The sequence below is a fragment of the Labrys sp. 22185 genome, assembly GCF_052045555.1.
Taxonomy (GTDB): Bacteria; Pseudomonadota; Alphaproteobacteria; order Rhizobiales; family Labraceae; genus Labrys; species Labrys neptuniae.
The window spans coordinates 60,305-77,248 of the sequence record NZ_JBQEPH010000021.1 but is presented as its reverse complement, the minus strand read 5'-3'; the positions used below and the strand labels follow the sequence as shown (position 1 = coordinate 77,248).

Here is a 16,944-nt window from a genome sequence, read left to right as displayed (position 1 = left end):
AGAGGGGCATCCGGCAGCGGAACTCGATGATCACTGTTCCGTCCGCCATCAGAGCCGCAGGCTTTTGGCGGCGGGCTCTCCCCTACTCTCGCCGTGCTGGTGGTACCGGTTACCCGGTACTGCCTCACAGCGGCTTTCCTGGTGGCTTGCTTGTTCCACCCTGTCCCACGGGAAGGAAGAGGCCTTCCTTCTGCCCCTGCCAGACCAGCACCCGGTTGCGGCCCTGCTGCTTGGCCCGATACAGCAACTTGTCGGCCCAGCCCAGCAATGCGGCAGGCTTGTCCGTCTGCGACACGAACGCCACCACCCCGCCGCAGCTGATGGTTACCGCTTCGGCAGTACGTGACCTGGCATGCGGCAGATCGAGATCGAGCACCGCCTGCCTCAGTCTCTCCAGCAGTGGCTCCAATTCATGCAGTCCCGGCAGCAGCATCACGAATTCCTCGCCGCCATACCGGGCGACGACGTCATAGGGGCGGCCGGCGGCCCGCGCGAGGGCCTGGGCAACCTGCCTCAGCGCTTCGTCGCCGGCGCCATGACCGTAATGGTCGTTATATTCCTTGAAATGATCGACATCGATCATGGCCACGCTGAGCGGATCGCCGGAGCGGACGGCATGCCGCCAGGCCAGCTCGAACGCCTTGTCGAAATAGCGCCGGTTCGCGATTCCGGTCAGGCCGTCCTTTTCCGACAGGCGCTCCAGTTCATTGCGTTGCGCCACCAGTTTGAGATGGTTGCGCACGCGGGCCCTGACGATGGCGGGACTGATCGGTTTGAAGACATAGTCGGCAGCGCCCAGCGAAAGCCCGCGTTCTTCGTCCTGTTCATCCGTAAGGGCAGTGATGAAGATCACTGCGATATTGACGGTCTGGGGCTCGGAACGCAGTCGACGCAAAACCTCGTAACCGTCCATACCCGGCATTGAGACATCGAGCAGGATCAAGTCGATGCTTCGTTCGTCCTGCGCACGCTGCAGAGCGCTCGGCCCATCCTTCGCCAGGAGTATTCGACATTCACGCTGCAGCAGCTCCGCCAGTATCGTCCGATTGATCCGGTCATCGTCGACGATCAGCACCGTCTGCGGAAAAGCGTCGCTCACTCTTGAGATCTTTCAAACACCCGTTGTTCCAGATCGGCGTTCAATTGCTGCAATAGGGTTTCTGCCTCGACCAGTTCAAGTTCCTCGAAATGGCCCAGGATCGCTCTTGCTCTTTCGGCTTCGACAGTTCCGGAGAGCTCGGCGACAACATCACCAAGAATGGCATAAGCGGCATAGTCACCGCTTTGCAACAAGGGTTTTGCGGCTGCGATGAGGTCAAGAACGTTGCGCAGACCGCCCCTCACTGGCCCTGACCCTCCAGCCGTAGCTTGTGCGGCAACACGATCGAGCTGGCTGAGCAGCAATGCGAGGTCATCCCGGAACGCGGGAAGAAGACGCCGGACCTCATCGACGTCCCCACCGCGAGAAATCTCCTCGATACCAGCTGCTGTCGCACACAACTCATGGGCATCCAGATAGGAAGCAGCCCCCCTGACGGCATGCGCGAGCGCTGCAACGGCTGCGGCATCCCCTCGCAGTGCCGCCTGATCAAGCTGCGCGGGAGCCTCCCTGAAATCGCGAACGAACCCTTGGAGCAGGCGCTGCAATCGCTCGCGGCTATTGCCCAGGCGTTTCTGGGCCGCGGATAGATCCACCCCGCTCATTGACGCGAAAATATCCCCCGAAACACGCCCTTCCGCCATGTCTGGCGTCTCGTTTGCGGCATCCTGTGCGAGGGAGGGCGCAGGGAGCAATTCCATCAATGTCCTATAGAGAGCCAATTCGTCGATCGGCTTGGTCAGATGCGCGTTCATGCCTGCCGCGAGACTGGCTTCACGATCCTTGGTAAGGGCCTGAGCGGTCAGGGCAATCAGGGGCAGGGAAGCCCAGCGCTCTTGTGCGCGAATCCTGCGTGTGGCCGTCAGACCGTCCATTTCAGGCATGTGGACGTCCATCAAGACAGCGTCGTAGGCCGCCGCTTCCAGCTTGTCCAGAGCGTCCCGGCCATTCACCGCCGTGTCCACATGCATGCCGGCCAATTGCAGGAAGTCGCCGACGACCTCCCGATTGAAGGCATTGTCGTCCACGACCAGAATACGCCGGCCCGCGAGTGCCGCCAGGATCTCGTCCTGCGCCTGCGGCGGCAAGATCTCGCCCGCTTCCTCGCCAAGAACGACAGGGGGCCCATTTGCGGCATCGTGAAAGACCCCGACGATGGTGTTGAACATCACCGACACGGTGACCGGCTTGACGAGCACACCGTGCAGACCGAGCTGCTCGGCTCGTCGAAGTACCTCTTCACGACCATAGGCCGTCACCATCAGAACGGCCGGCGTGCTCTTGAGCCTTGCATCGGTCTTGATCCGCGCTGCGGTTTCCAGGCCGTCCATGCCGGGCATGCGCCAATCCATCAGAACGACTTCGAAGGGCCGTCCCTCTTCGCGGGCCTGGCTCAGCGCCGCCAACGCGGCCTTGCCGGAATCGACGACATGGCTCTCCATGCCGAAATCATGCACCATCCCTGCCAATGTTTCGCGGGCACTGGCATTGTCATCGACGATCAGGACCCTTTTGCCCTTCAATTCCCCCGAACGCAGGGTCCCATCATGGGAGGCAGCGCGCCGCGGTGACCTGAGCTCGACCGTGAAATAGAAGGTGCTGCCCTTGCCCAGCGTGCTCGATACCCAGATCTGCCCATCCATGCCTTCGACGAGGCGCTTGCAGATGGCCAGTCCGAGGCCGGTTCCGCCATATTTACGCGAGACGTGCCTCTCCGCCTGGGCGAAAGCCTGGAACAGGCCGGCGACCTGATCGGCGCCGAGGCCGATCCCCGTATCCTGCACGGCAAATTGCAGCCGGACGGCGTTTGAGGCAGCGGCCTGCTTGGCGTCGACCGACACCACGATCTCGCCCTTGTGGGTGAATTTGACGGCATTGTTCACCAGATTGATCAGCACCTGGCCGAGCCGGAGCGAGTCACCGACGAGGCGCGAGGGCACATCCGGCGCCACCGCATAGATGATCTCGATGCCCTTCTCCTCGGCTTTCATGGCCGTCACGGCGGAGACTGATTCAAGCACGGCCTCCAGCCTGAATTCGCTTTCCTCCAACTCGAGCTTGCCGGCTTCGATCTTCGAGTAGTCGAGAATATCGTTGAGGATGGAGGTCAGCGTTTGCGCCGATGCGCTGATCTTATCGAGATAGTTGCGCTGCTTGGGGTCCCGCTCGGCCTGCAGTGCCAGCCGGGTCATGCCGAGCACCGTATTCATGGGCGTGCGGATTTCGTGGCTCATCACTGCCAGGAACTCGCCCTTGGCCGCCTGGGCGGCTTCTGCGGCCTTGCGAGCCTGGATCAGAGCCTGGGCCGTGCGCCGCTCCTCGGTGACATCCTGGTTGATGCCCAGAGCGCGCAGTACCGAGCCGTCATCGGCACGAAAGACCTCGGCCTGGCCTCGAATATGCCGGATGGCGCCATCGGGGTGCACGATTCTGAATTCGCTTTCGAACGTTCCCGTCCTGGCGATGGCCTCCTGCCATTGTGTCAGCACGCGGTCGACGTCGTCGGGATGGAGCAACGAAAGCCAGCGCTCGAGGCTACCGTCGAAAGCGTCGTGCTCCAGCCCGTAGAGGACATACATCTGGTCATCCCAGATATATTTCTGGTCCTGGGCGTTCATGTCCCATATGCCGACGCCGCCGACCTTGATCGCAAGCTCCATACGCTCCTTGAGGGCGACGATGAGATCCTCGGCCTGCTTGCGGGCGGTGATATCCTGCATGACACCGTCCCAGATCACCGTGCCATCGGCCTGGTAGCGGGGAGCGGAACGGCAATGGAGCCAGAGAATCCGGCCGTCCCGCGTGCGAGATCTGAACTGGCAGTCGAAGACGCTGCCGCGCGAGAGCGAATCTTCGAGCAATGCGTTGTAGCGAGGCAGATCGTCTTCATGGATCGTTTGAACGAAGGCCCCTCGCCGTTCCATGATCTCGCTGGCCGGCACGCCGGTCAGTGCCAGGATGCCGGCGCTCACATAGGGCAACGACAATTTTCCATCGGGCGTCTGCACCAGGCGATAGACGGCCCCATGCGGCAGGTTGTCGACAAGGGAGCTGAGCTGGGCTTCCAGCTCCTTGCTCTCCGTGATGTCGCGCATGAGCCAGATGGCGTGATCGCCAACCTGGGTTGCAGCCACTTCCGCCAGGCGCGGCGCTCCGCCCCTGCGAAAAAAGCCGTACTGCCCGGTGCGATAGGTCCGGCCGGCCCGATCATTGCTCGAATCGGAGACAAGAGCCTCAAATAGATCGCGACCGAAAAGCCGCGACCACGCATCAGGAATCGACAGTTCTTGCCTATCGTACCCGGTGAGTTCTTCGGCAGCACGGTTGACCAGGATCCCGTCATCGGTCACGAAAGCGGCTCCGATCGGCAGGTTTTCCATCATCTCGGACAACCACCGAACACGCGCCGACAATTCCATTTCGATCTGCTTGCGCGCCGTAATGTCGGTGTGGGTTCCGATGATGCGCAGAGGCGAACCATCCTCATCGCGCTCGATGGCCTTGCCGCGATCGAGAATCGTGCGCCAGGATCCGTCCTTGGCCCGCATGCGCAGCTCAATGACGAAGTCCGGAGCCTCGCCGCTTATGTGCCGTTCCACCGCAGCCCAACTCGCCTGCAGGTCATCCGGATGGATGCGATCGATGAATTCTTTGAGCGTAGGCCCGATTTCGTTCTCGGCATGCCCCAGCATTGCCTTCCATTGCCGGGAGTAGAAGACATTCCCGGTGCGCAGGTCCCAATCCCACAATCCGTCGCCCGCACCATTGAGCGCGAATTCCCAGCGCGCCTCGCTATGGCGCAAAGCCGTCTCGGTGGCGCGGACATCCGTCATGTCACGGGAAACGCCGATCAAGCCGATCACGTCACCCTTCTCGTCGCGCCTTGGAACCTTGGTCACGAAGAAATGGCGCCTGGTGCCGTTGACGACGAAGGTTTCCTCCATGGTCACGACCTTGCCGCGCGCCATGATCTCCCGATCGGTCCGCAGGATACGGGTTGCATTTTCCGGATCGATCACGGCCGTAAGATCCCGCTCCAGAATTTCGGACGCAGGCCGTCCCAGGAAACGGGCCGTCGCCTGGTTGAGCATCACGAAGCGGCCTTCCAGATCCTTCAGGAAAATGGCATCCGTGGTGCCATCGAAAACCGTCTGCAGCAGATCGGTGGTCTTGCGCAGTTCGGCCGTGCGCTCCGCAACCCTGATCTCGAGCTCGGCGTTGTGCCTGCGGTTGGCATTCTCGGCCTCGACCCGCTCGCTGATGTCGCGCACGGTGGCAAAGAAGGTCTTCCGGGCCTGATAGAGATGGCACGAAAGCCGAACCTCGACCGGAAAAACCGAACCATCCTTGCGGCGATGCCTGGCATAGAGTGTCGTCGCGACGCCCGGCTCGGCCTCGGCCCACACGCTCCTCGCCCATGCCAGGTCGAAATCCTCGACGATGTCGGGCACCGACATCCGCAGGAGCTCTTCCCTGGTGAAACCGGTGCTGAGGGTTACGTGATGGTTGACGTCGAGGAATCTTCCCTGATCGTCATGGACGAAGAAATCGTCAGCCACATGTTCCAGCAGCAAGCTGAAACGATTGTCGCCAAGGCGCTTTTCGGTTTCGATCCGCTTGCCGTCGCGCTGCATCTCGCTCCCGCTGAGGAAGAGCAGCTTCACATCATGCTCGATCTCGTTCCGGAAACGGATGAACAGGCGCTGGTAGGCTGACGAGAACCCCGCCTCACCTTGCTTTTGAACCATCAGCGTGCCGAAGACCTCTCCCTTCGGTCCACGGATCGACGCGCCGAGGAAAGCCTGCCCTGCCGCTATGTCGATGACGGTCCCTGCTCGTCGGCTTTCCCGATCGGAACCGTCTGGTGCGTGTTCGCCGGCTTCGCGTGCAACCGCGATGCTGAAACGCTGCAGAGCAATCTGGCTTGCCGTCGAACCGGCTCGATGTGCCTGGCCCGGCCCGTGGCTGACAGCGATGATCTCGCCACCTTCGCCGACCCCTCGCATGACAAAGGCAGCCGCATGCTCCAGGAGACCAACCAAGATATCGGCGGTAGCGGCCCATCCTTCGAGAACAGCGGCAGGAATGGCCAGCTTGCTCTCGTCCGCGCCATCTCCTTGCCGATCGTTGCTTCGCCTGTTCGAAGACATGCCTGCTTCCCTTTGAAACGCACTGCGCAGAGAAGCTGCCCATCACGCGAGGCACGGCGTCAGGGCCAATCGATCACGACATCGAGCCATCGCCATCCAGAGCAAACGCCTTCAAGCCTGAATGCGCCTTGCTCCAACTCCCCTGTGTGGACCCATCCTTTTCCAGGCGGCTGCATCAAATCGCAAAATGTTTCAGCTTCCCAAGGCCCTGAGCCAACGCTCGAACGACGGCAGGCCGTCTGCGTCCCGGGTTCCCTCCTTCATCAGACGGCTCGGCGCGGGCGCGCTGCGGGCTTGGCGAGGACTGTAGCTGAACTCCCGGCTGAAAGCGCGGCTGAAATCGGCTGCGGAGGCAAATCCGAAACTCTCGGCAATCTCAGCAATCAGGCGACGGTCCGAGGGATCGCTGAGGGCAGCATGGGCAGCAAGCAGGCGTTGCTTCTGGATATAGTGAACCACACCGCCGCTCGGCTCGAACAATTGGTAGAGATGGGTCCGTGATATGCCGAGTTCCCGGCACAGCAGCTCAGGGGTAATGGCGGTCGTCTGCAGATTGCTGCGGATGAAGCGCCGGGCACGTTCCATGGGTGCCACCGTTCCCTGCTTGGTGGCCACCATCGCCCGCTCTTCGGTGGAAGCCACGCAAGCCAGGATCATATCCCTGGTGGCATTGACTACGCCGAGCAGGTCATCCTTGCTGAACTCGCTCAGCCGTGCCTCCACGCTGTCAACATGACTGACCAGCAGGCCAGCAAGGTTGCGCGACAAAATCCGGTTGTTGTTGGCATCGAGCACCGCAGTGGAATCGGCAAAAAGATCACGAGGCAAATACAGCGCCAGGCTCTGCGATTCGAGCATCCTGCCCCGGAAAGCGTGGCCCAGGGAACGGATCTCGACCGTTCCCGGCTGGCTCTCGGCGACACGCCCACCGACTTCGGTCCAAGCTTTTCCCTCGCGCCGGAAGATGATCACCCAGTGGTCGACGAGACTGGAACGAAGCTTGGCCGCGGAACGATGGTAGCTGTGGGCAGCCGCCTTCTGCTGCACAACCAGCATGCCACCGAGATTCCAGGCGACCTGACGTGCGGCAAACCCCTCCTGCACCGTTACGCCGTCGGGCAACGTCAGATCGGCAAGCGGCGCATTGAGCACCTGCCAGGCATCGAACTGCTCGCCAGGTGGCAATTCCTCGGTCGAAAAAATCAGGGGCGTCAGCGCGGGAGGTGGCGGTGGACCGTCACTTTGCGATGAACTGGGCTGCCGCGACCAACGACGGCGCTCCTTGCCGGAACGCGACGCCTGGGCTCCTGAAGCCGGCTGCTGATCGTTGCGGGACGCGCCATCGTCCATTCTGCTTTCCTCGCTTTCGCGGCAGGCTCACCCAAAAGCGGGAGCTCACATACTTTGCCGACGGCGCCTCGAGGTGGCGGCCGCACTTGTTATTATGAACAACAACGGAAATCTTCAAAAGAGACTTTTCAGCACGCTTCGCCCACCCTCCTTTACCTTATGCACAAGTGAATTGCCGCATCCAGCCTGTTGCCCGAGGCTGCATGTCGCACGGTAAGGTTGCGTCTTGCCCAAGGGATATTTCATAAAATCATACCGCTCTGACTGACAGATCATAGAAATTCTTATCGATTATACGGAAGCGCAAATCCGTCGCAAACTCCGCCCGCCCCCTCGCCGCAGTCACTGATGGTGCAGGCGAACGGGAGGTAGATATACGGCAAAAGAGCTCGAATCCTCGATCTCCTATTCCGCACCAGCACTGGCAAGGCGTAGGGGGCTCCTACGCCGTTGGAGTCACTTCTCTACCAAGTCCGAGCCTGATTGCCTCGGAATTTGTACTCACTGCTATGTCTGCGGACTCCAAGCTAACGACCAAATCATCGATCTCGCATAACTTGCCCCTTAGTCAGCATAGTACCAACACGTTGCGGATTGAACATGAACATCGCCCTCACAGACGCTTCCACCATCCTCGACAGGCGGCGGCCCCTGCAGTACCAGCGCGACAGGCGGGTCTTCGACGAGCGCGGTGTCGAAGCTCCTTCCGTCCGCAAGGACAAGGACGTCGCGGCAGAAAAGGCCACGATCAGCATTATCAACGACAACACCTTCACGCGCGACTGCCTGACCCGCTGCCTGGGCGATGCCGTCAGCGAGTTTGAAGTCCGTGCCTATGGGAGCATCCGCGAATGGCAGGATGCAGCGGCCAAAACCGCTGCACCGATCATCCTGCTGTGCGCCACTGGGCGCCAGGCAACCGAAGCCGCGCTTCACCAGGGCCTGGATAGCATTCTGCAGGCGGCAGCCGACGCCAGGGTGATCGTGATCTCCGATGTCGAGGATCCCTCCGGCATGGTCGCTGCGTTGGAACGGGGCGCCAAGGGCTATGTCCCGATGAGCCTGGATCTCGACGTGACCATCGGCGCCGTCAATCTCGTCAATGTCGGCGGCACGTTCATTCCCGCCAGCAGCCTGCTTTCCGCGCGGAGCGCCAGTTCGCCTGCTGCGGAAACCAAACCGCAGAGGCGTGCCTCTGCTTTGCTGACCGAACGGCAGCTGACCGTGCTCGAAAATCTTCGCAAGGGTGATCCGAACAAAGTCATCGCTCACAAACTCAACATGAGCGAATGCACGGTGAAAGTTCACGTTCGAAACATGATGAAAAAGATACAGGCTCGCAACAGAACCGAACTCGTCTGCATGACCAGCGAGCTCTTTCAGTCATGAAAACGCGATCAAGACCTGACAACTACCGACATTGAAAGTCTCGAATAGCCTGAAAAACACTGCCCTGACCTCGGATTCTGATACGCCCAATGCCAATCACCGATGAAGTCTTAACAAGACCGCTGGAGTGCTATAGCATTATTGGCTACCTGGATTTCGTTGTCTGCTGCACCGAGATGCTCCAATGATCGTCAGGCATGACAAGGGCACATTGGGAACAAGCATGCCACTTACGCGTGACAGAGGCATTCACCTCCTCGGACGCTCTGTTCAGGAGAGCGACAAGGCGGTAGCGGTCCTCAATGCCAGGCGCGAAATCGTTTGGATCAACCCCAGCTTCAAAAAGATGCTCGGATATCAATCCGAGGACGTGATCGGCCGTCCGCTGGTTTCAGTGCTCGTCAGCAAGGCCACCCCTTCGGCGACTCGTCTCAGCCTCGAGCGCCTCGTCAATGCCAAACGAGGTGGCCTGGAGGAAATCAACGGTCACGACAAGTTCGGCAATGAAATCACGCTGCTGATCTATACCGATCATATTCGCGACATCGATGAAAACGTCACGGAGACGATCGTCACCATTCACAGCAATACCCCTGCACGCATGATTCAGACACTCCAGAACACGGTGCTGGAGGAACTGGTATCCGGCGCTTCGCTGGAGAACGTATCGGAATTCATCTGCAAGAAAGCAGAGTTCATCACGCGGGACGTCATCTCGACCATTCTGAGGGTGGATCAGAACGGCCTGCTGCATCCCCTCGCCGCCCCGAGCCTGCCCCAATATTATTCGGACGCTCTGGACGGGATCGCAATCGGTCCCAGCGTCGGCTCGTGCGGGACGGCGGCCTATTTCGGCGAACCCGTGCTCGTCGACGATATCGAGACCAATCCGCTTTGGGCGCCCTACAAGGGCCTGGCGCTGCCCTTGGGCCTGCGTGCCTGCTGGTCCGTTCCCATCAAGCTGCGGGATGGTCGGGTTGCCGGCACTTTCGCCTTCTACTTCCGCGAAAAGCGAGGCCCCAGCTATCTGCACGAGGAGATCGTCTCGGCCTGCGTCCATCTCTGCGCCCTGGCGATCGAGCAACATGAGGCCAAGGAGCACATCAATCGCCTTGCCTATTTCGACATGCTGACGGGCCTGCCCAATCGCCGGCAGATCTACCAAAAGGCCGGCCAGACGATCGCAGAAGCCAGCGAGAAGCAAGGCAAGATGGCGCTGCTGCGCCTCGACATCAAGCGTTTCAAGGACATCAACGATACCTTCGGCCATTCCACGGCCGACCAGATCCTCGGCCAGATCGCCACCCGCCTGCAGAACCAGCTTCGGCCCATCGACATTGTCGGGCGCTTCGGTGGCGATGTCTTCGTGATCATCCTGCCCGACGCCGACAGCGCCTATGCCACAATGGTGGCCAGGAAGCTCGTTGACGCTGTCGCCAAACCCTTTGCGATTGCGGATCTGCTGCTGCCGATCTCCATCAGCATCGGCATCAGCCTTTATCCCGACAACGGCACCGACGTCGAAACGCTGTTGAAACGAGCCGATTCCGCCGCCTGCAAGGGCAAGGCAGCCGGGCACGAAGCCGTTTTCCTGTATGAGCATGAGGTTGTCGACGGCGCGCAGGAGCGGGTGATCCTCGGTGCGGCCTTGCGCGAAGCAGTCTCGCAGGAGCAACTACGCTTACTCTATCAGCCCCAAGTCAATCTCGCGGACGGCACTCTACACGGTGTCGAAGCTCTCATCCGTTGGGCACATCCCGTCCTGGGCGACATTTCCACCAGCCGTTTCATCATGATTGCCGAGCAGATCGGCTTAATCGATGAAATCGGGATCTGGGCTCTCAGCGAGGCCTGCCGCCAGATGGCTGTCTGGCACGCTGCCGGCCACCACATCCCGGCGATTTCGGTCAATCTGTCCCCCTTGCATTTCCGCAACCGAAATCTGCCGGACGTGGTGGCCCATCTGATGCGCCAATACGATATTCCCAAGCATACTTTGATGCTCGAGATCACCGAGGGCGTGATGATGGACGATCATCCAACCACCCTGGCAACCATCGCCGCCATCCAGGCGCTCGGCGTCGGGTTGTCGATGGATGATTTCGGTACAGGCTATTCAAGCCTGAGCCGCTTGACGCATATTCCTTTCTCCGAGCTGAAGATCGATCGTAGCTTCATCGAGAGAATGGTAACCGACCCCAGTGCGCTTGCCGTGGTGACGGCAATCAACAGCATTGGCCAGAGCCTCAACATCGCGGTCGTCGCGGAAGGCGTGGAAACCGAAATGCAGCAGCAAATGCTGCAGGAACTGGGTTGCGAAATCGCCCAGGGATATTTGCTAAGTCATCCCTTGAAAGCCGCCGATCTCGAAGCCTGGCTGCAGGACAGGCAAGGCGGTGCGCCGCCCGCTTCGCGACGGATGAAAACAGAGACCCTGCCCGCATAACTTCGCCCGCATAACTTGGACCGCATAACTTGGCCGGTCCGAGTTGTCCGGCCGTGAGAAGTCGAACCTTCAGACCGGCGACTGATGCGGAACTGCTCGGCCACCGAGATGCCGTCCCCTACCGCCGCAAGCCTTCCCGATCCGAATTGGCGCACCGCGCACGCTTCTTATCAGGGCTGGTAACCCGTCCACCAAAACAAATCCGCCCCGATGCCTTTACGGCATCGGGGCGGTGTATCGACGTCGGCGCCTAGAACAAAGCGCGCTCATGACCGAACGCGAATTTGCTCCAGCTCTTTGGTTTGACGCGTCCTTACGATTCTTGACGACTCCATCAAATCACAAAACGCGATAGGCGCGGCATCTCAGAACAGCTCATTGGTCAAGAAGGCAATCTCGGTGCGATTGCGCGCCTTGATTTTACGCATGATGTTACGGACATGCACCTTGACGGTGCACTCTCCCATATTGAGCTTGTAGGCAATGAGCTTGTTCGACTCGCCTTGGCGCAAGCGATCGATCACCTCGAGCTGCCTTTGCGTAAAGACGGTCTGACGGGAACGACCGCTGGTCTCGCCTTCCTCATTCGCCTGGACGCTTTGAGACCGCGACGACAGCAGGCCACTAGCCGGAACAAAAGTACCGCCAGCACGCACCAGTCGAATGGCGGCAATCGCAACATCGAGATTGGAGCTCATCGCGATATAGCCTTTCGCGCCCCGTTCCAAAGCAGCCACGATCTCCGTCGGTTCCTCATAGTCGGAAACAAGGATGACCCGGGCTTCCGGCGCCGTCTGGATGACTAGATCCAGATCGCGCCGTATGGCCGTGTCCGTGGCCTTCCGTCCCGTCGCGCAGAGAAGGACGATCGGCATGGTCACAGCCGCGCCGGCTGCTTCCCAATCCGCGATACGCGAATATCCTTCCGTAACGAAATTTCCTTCACTCGCAGCAAGACAACGCATCAGACAGCTGCGCGACAGAGCATTCTCATCAATGATGACGATCCGGGTTTGCAAATCCTGGTCGAGTTTGCCAGAAGCGGAGTCATCTTGAAGGCTGTCTTCCATACGTCCCTCCCTCCTAAGCTCAACTACAGAGGAAGATGACTTCAACGGCAGCACTGAACCTACCGCAAATGGCATCAAAGCTTGGCTACTCGCGGAATAATCAGTCACAGTCTCAATCTCCAAACAAGTCATCCGACAAATACCATGCGCGTGCTTGAAAAAGCAGCACCATGGCAGTCAATATTCTGGCAACCAGCGCACTCAATTCTGAGCATTTTTATTCTATGCTTGGATTAGAATAACCATATGCCGCCAATCAACGCAGCAACAGTCAAGCATAGTTTTTCAAGCTACTTACTACTATGTATCGGCCTCTTTGTAAACTCCATAAGAATGCCAAGTAGCACATGGAGTTTTGTATGATGCGTTACGTTAGACCCCAGGCTCCGTGACACCGACGTGATACTTTTAGGAGGCCAATCCGTCCAAAGTACGGCGTCGACGTATTAGCTCGCCTTATGCCGTTAGGGAAGCACTGTGTTACCTATCGAACAGGTATAATTGCACTCCTCACCAACAACAGATTCCTGTTTGTCGAAGGCACAGCACCAAGCATACGAACGGGCTCGATCTACAGACCCGTGTCGCACACCATTGAGAAACGCTCTTTCCTTTCAACAGGTTAGAAGAAAAACCTTCCAGAATCGCCGCAGGAGCTTCCAGGCTTTGCTCGTTTGTTTGCCCCCGCCAACCACAGACTTTGGGGAATATGATATCCTCCATTTCCGACATCGGCGCGCCTGCCGTCGACAGCAGAGGCGCCCTCGGACCGGAACATGTCGCTTCGTGGCGATTTCGTGACCCGCGAACGCGAACTGCGAATCACATCCGCGCATCGATCGTGGCCCCGGCGAGGTATGGCTGGCCGCTCTCTCATTGCGTCACCTCCATCACCGGTGCCTTGGCGAATACAATCTTGACGCGACTATCCCGTGAAGCGATGAGCTTGCCGAGATCGGAATTTTCACCGGCGACATACTGGTCCAGAAAGGCGCCGGCATAGGTGTTCACGGCCGCAACCGTGTTTCTGGCGCTCGGCAAGACTGACGCCAGCCGTGCCAGGAACGATCGTTGGGAGACGTCGACGAAGCTCTGGTGCCGACTCCCCGCCATGACGAGGAAATATCCGCCATATCGTTCCATATTGGCCAGAACATGCGTGTAGTCTTCGTCCGTCAATTTGGACGTCATGCGCAGCACGGTATCGCTCGAATTGAGGTCGGCTGCCGTAGGCAACGGGCTATCGTCACTGATTTCGAGAAAAGGCCGGCTCAAGCCGAGCCTGCCGACATCCCCGAACAACCAGCCATCGAGATTGACTGCCGCCTTGAAACGCGGGTCCTGCCTGCTGGTTTCCGCGGCGACTGCACCACCAAACGAATAGCCCATGATGCCGACCCGCTCGAAATCGAGCCTCCTCAGCACGGAGGCGACATCGCCGTCCTCAGCACAGGGGGCAGCTGCCCGCAGGATGTCGAGGACGATGCTATTGTCCTTGGCAAAGGCACCGGCTTTGAGGTTGACGGCCGCCCGGGTGCGTACGAATGCCTCCTCGCCCGAAAAATCGACGAACTGCCTGTAGGCTTCGGGATCTTTCTGATCGACTCCGATCACCACATAGCCGCGGTGAACCAGGGCGTCGATCTGGTTCATATGGCCCTCGACACTGCCCCCCCAGCCGGCATTGAAGAATATGACGGGCGATCGAGGCATAGCCCCGGCGCCGGCGGCCTGCTTGGCATACCAGGCCCTGACAGCAAGGCGATCAGCGACATCGCGCGGCAGAGCGGCGGATTTGTCGCCACACAACCCCGACAATGGCACCAGCGTAACTGCAACCTCGGGATCGCCGGCCCGCGCGAGGCTTGCGACACCGAGACCGACCGCGAGCAATGCCGCCCCAAGGCAAAGCACTCCCACGAGCCCCTTTCTTCTGCTCGACCATACCGGCGATCGGATGAGAGAGGCTGGCATGGAGATCCTCAGCGGCCGGAGAGCTGTTTGAGTGTTGCGTTGATGACGTCGCCGATCGTCCTGGAGGCCGTGCGGCGAATAAGCTCCTCATGGGTCGCTGCCACCGAAACCATGGTGACGCCCTTCGATGTCAGGGCATTCCAACCCATGGTCCTGTCGAGGAAATAGCCGAGCGGCATGTTCTCGTTGTGGAAGGCGAGGATCGGCATGGGAAGCGGCGTGCCACCTTCGTCCCTGCCGGCCTCGACCACCCAATGGCCGATCCGTGCATCGTCATCCGGCCCATCCTCGAACGATTTCCGGCCGAACACCGCTTTCAGGAAGAGGCGAATGCGCCTCAAGGCGTGTCGGCGCTGTTCCGCACCACCGAAGAGGCAACGAGCATAGTAGAGCCCTGACTGGATCTGATAGGAGTATCGTCCCAGCATTCCCTTCAGCCGCGACTGACGCTTCGAATAGCCGGGAGCCCAGGCATCGAGCGTCACGAACAGTTCGATTGTGTGCCCCCTCTCGATCAAACGCCGGGCGACGGCGACATTGAGCCGAGCCGCGGCGCAAAAGCCGAGCAGGATGTAGGGGCCGTGCGGGCGCACTTCTTCGATGATGCGCACGCAGTGCTCCACCATCTCCGCCCGGCTGGTTTCCGCGCCTCCCTCGACGAAGGCCGGCAACGGGACCGAAATGAAGGGCTGATCCTCCCCCAGATGGTTGACCAGTTCCTGGTAAATGAAGGTGTCGTGCAAAGCGAAGATGGGCGTGCTCGCGCCATGCGGCTGCATGACCACGGCCCCCTTCGCCTCCGTGATAACGGGCCCGCCCAGAAGTTTGGCCAACTCGCCGATGGTGGGGTGGCTGTGCAATTCGTCAAAGGAAATGCGTTTGCCGAAGACCTTCTCGACCCGCGAAAGCATGCGGAACGCCGAGAGTGAATGCCCGCCAAGCGCGAAGAAATTGTCCTTCAAATTGAGGATCGGCACCTTGAGGATGTTGACCCAGATGTCCGCAAGCTCGGCTTCCACGCGCACATGACCATCGGGAAGCCCGGGTGCGCGCGCAGATGCCAGCTGCGGGGCAGGCGCGCGAACGGGCGCCGGGCTGGCCCCCTCGCCAACCGGCCGGTCCAGATCGGCAACGAGGCCGTCGAGCAGGTCCTGCAACTGGGCGAGATACCCCTCCACAGTCTCCTTGTTATAGAGCGAGGTGTCGTATTCGCAGGACATGCGCCAGCCATCGGGGCGCTCGACGAAGAAGAAGTTCAGATCATAAAGCGCGCCCGGCGAAACGGACGGCATGTCGATCAGGCTGAGTTCCGGGCGCTCATCGGTGGGTATGAACGAACGCTGGCAGATCAGGTTGACGGAGAATAGCGGATTGCGACCGGGCTCGCGCACCGGTTTGGCAATGGCGATGATGTCTTCGATCGGCATATGCTGGTTGAGCAGCGCGCCCTCGATGACGTCATGCATCTGGGCCAGCAATTGCCGGAAGCTCGGATTTCCGGTGATCCTGCTGCGCAGGGGCACGGTATTGATGAAGGGGCCGACAATGTTGTTGAGCTCGACCCGATCTCGCCCGGCGATTTGCGTACCGACCGTAATGTCCTCGGAACCGCTGTGGCGATGCAGGAGACACATCAACGCGGCTGCCCCGACCATGAAGAACGTGCAGCCCTCCGCCGTTGCCAGGGCGGACATCGCATCGGTCAATGTGCGGGGCAACTGACGCCCCACAATGAGCGCCGGCGCAGCCCCCGTTCCCCCGCGCGGCTTGTCGGAAGAAAGATCGAAGCGCTTGAATCCGGCCAGTTGCGAGGTCCAATAAGCCCGCTCGTTTTTGAGCGCGTCCGCTTTCATCCATTCGCTCTGCCACGCCGCGAAGTCGGCATATTGCAGAGGAAGATCGGCCAGTTTGGGCGCGCGCTGCCGCAGCCGGGCCTGGTAGAACTCCATCATGTCACGTGCGATGATCCCCACCGACCAGCCGTCACAGGCGATGTGGTGGACGGTAACCAGGATGATGTGCTCCTCGGCCCCGACTTTCAGCAGGGTCGCACGAAGATTGGGCACCCGCGTAAGGTCGAAAGGCTTGCGTGCCTCGATCTGGCTGATGCGCTCTCTTTCCTCGTGACGGCTCGCTTCCGGCAGCAAGGTCAGATCGATGACCGGAAGCTGGATCGATGCGTCGGGATGAACGAGTTGTTCGGGCTCTCCATCGACGTCGCGATAGCTGGTGCGCAAGATCTCGTGACGGTCGATCACCGCATTCAGCGCCTGCTGGAGCACGGCGACGTCGAGCCGGCCGCGCAGGCGCCAACGCACTGCAACGTTCAGCGCCGGGTCTTCCGGGGTGATCTGGTCCAGGATCCAGAAGCGGGCCTGGGCCAGCGAACAAGGAAAGGCATAGAGGTCCGTGTCGGCCTCCTGGGCGCCGATACCGATGTCGTTGCCTGTTTCAGAACCTGCCATC

8 protein-coding genes are annotated in these 16,944 nt (G+C 60.1%); 2 read left to right on the top strand and 6 right to left on the bottom strand.

Annotated features, from left to right (window positions below; translation table 11 throughout):
* Positions 1–124 precede the first annotated feature (124 nt).
* From ACTJKX_RS28555 to ACTJKX_RS28545, 3 genes are all read right to left on the bottom strand, one after another.
* Positions 125–1,099, bottom strand: a complete 975-nt coding sequence (locus ACTJKX_RS28555) for a diguanylate cyclase domain-containing protein (protein WP_440727310.1) — start codon at positions 1,097–1,099, stop codon at positions 125–127.
* Positions 1,096–6,249, bottom strand: coding sequence for a PAS domain S-box protein (locus ACTJKX_RS28550; RefSeq protein ID WP_440727309.1), 5,154 nt, complete (start codon positions 6,247–6,249; stop codon positions 1,096–1,098). The genes ACTJKX_RS28555 and ACTJKX_RS28550 overlap by 4 nt, the downstream gene beginning before the upstream one ends.
* Positions 6,250–6,441: 192 nt before the next feature.
* Entirely contained in the window at positions 6,442–7,599 is a 1,158-nt protein-coding gene (locus ACTJKX_RS28545; RefSeq protein WP_367623083.1) for a helix-turn-helix domain-containing protein, read from the bottom strand.
* Between the two features lie 600 nt (positions 7,600–8,199).
* Between ACTJKX_RS28545 and ACTJKX_RS28540 the strand changes: the two genes are divergently transcribed.
* Complete coding sequence (locus tag ACTJKX_RS28540; protein ID WP_311935165.1) at positions 8,200–8,988, top strand: response regulator transcription factor; 789 nt, start codon at positions 8,200–8,202, stop codon at positions 8,986–8,988.
* A 223-nt stretch (positions 8,989–9,211) separates the two neighbouring features.
* Complete coding sequence (locus ACTJKX_RS28535; protein ID WP_440727308.1) at positions 9,212–11,434, top strand: EAL domain-containing protein; 2,223 nt, start codon at positions 9,212–9,214, stop codon at positions 11,432–11,434.
* Positions 11,435–11,799: 365 nt separating this feature from the next.
* Here the strand turns inward: ACTJKX_RS28535 and ACTJKX_RS28530 are convergent, their stop codons facing one another.
* The 3 genes from ACTJKX_RS28530 to ACTJKX_RS28520 form a co-directional block, all read right to left on the bottom strand.
* Positions 11,800–12,504 carry a response regulator transcription factor gene (locus ACTJKX_RS28530; RefSeq protein ID WP_311935170.1) on the bottom strand — a complete coding sequence of 235 codons (705 nt, stop codon included), beginning with the start codon at positions 12,502–12,504 and terminating at the stop codon, positions 11,800–11,802.
* Positions 12,505–13,377: 873 nt separating this feature from the next.
* Entirely contained in the window at positions 13,378–14,424 is a 1,047-nt protein-coding gene (locus tag ACTJKX_RS28525) for an alpha/beta hydrolase (RefSeq protein WP_440727307.1), read from the bottom strand.
* Between the two features lie 62 nt (positions 14,425–14,486).
* On the bottom strand, positions 14,487–16,943 hold the full coding sequence (locus tag ACTJKX_RS28520) for a condensation domain-containing protein (RefSeq protein WP_440727306.1): 2,457 nt from the start codon (positions 16,941–16,943) through the stop codon (positions 14,487–14,489).
* Between the last annotated feature and the right edge of the window lies 1 nt (position 16,944).

Coding starts and splice junctions, on each gene's coding strand:
- ACTJKX_RS28550 (WP_440727309.1), bottom strand. CDS start 6,249: ATGTCTTCGAACAGGCGAAGCAACGATCGGCAAGGAGATGGCGCGGAC.
- ACTJKX_RS28545 (WP_367623083.1), bottom strand. CDS start 7,599: ATGGACGATGGCGCGTCCCGCAACGATCAGCAGCCGGCTTCAGGAGCC.
- ACTJKX_RS28540 (WP_311935165.1), top strand. CDS start 8,200: ATGAACATCGCCCTCACAGACGCTTCCACCATCCTCGACAGGCGGCGG.
- ACTJKX_RS28535 (WP_440727308.1), top strand. CDS start 9,212: ATGCCACTTACGCGTGACAGAGGCATTCACCTCCTCGGACGCTCTGTT.
- ACTJKX_RS28530 (WP_311935170.1), bottom strand. CDS start 12,504: ATGGAAGACAGCCTTCAAGATGACTCCGCTTCTGGCAAACTCGACCAG.
- ACTJKX_RS28520 (WP_440727306.1), bottom strand. CDS start 16,943: ATGGCAGGTTCTGAAACAGGCAACGACATCGGTATCGGCGCCCAGGAG.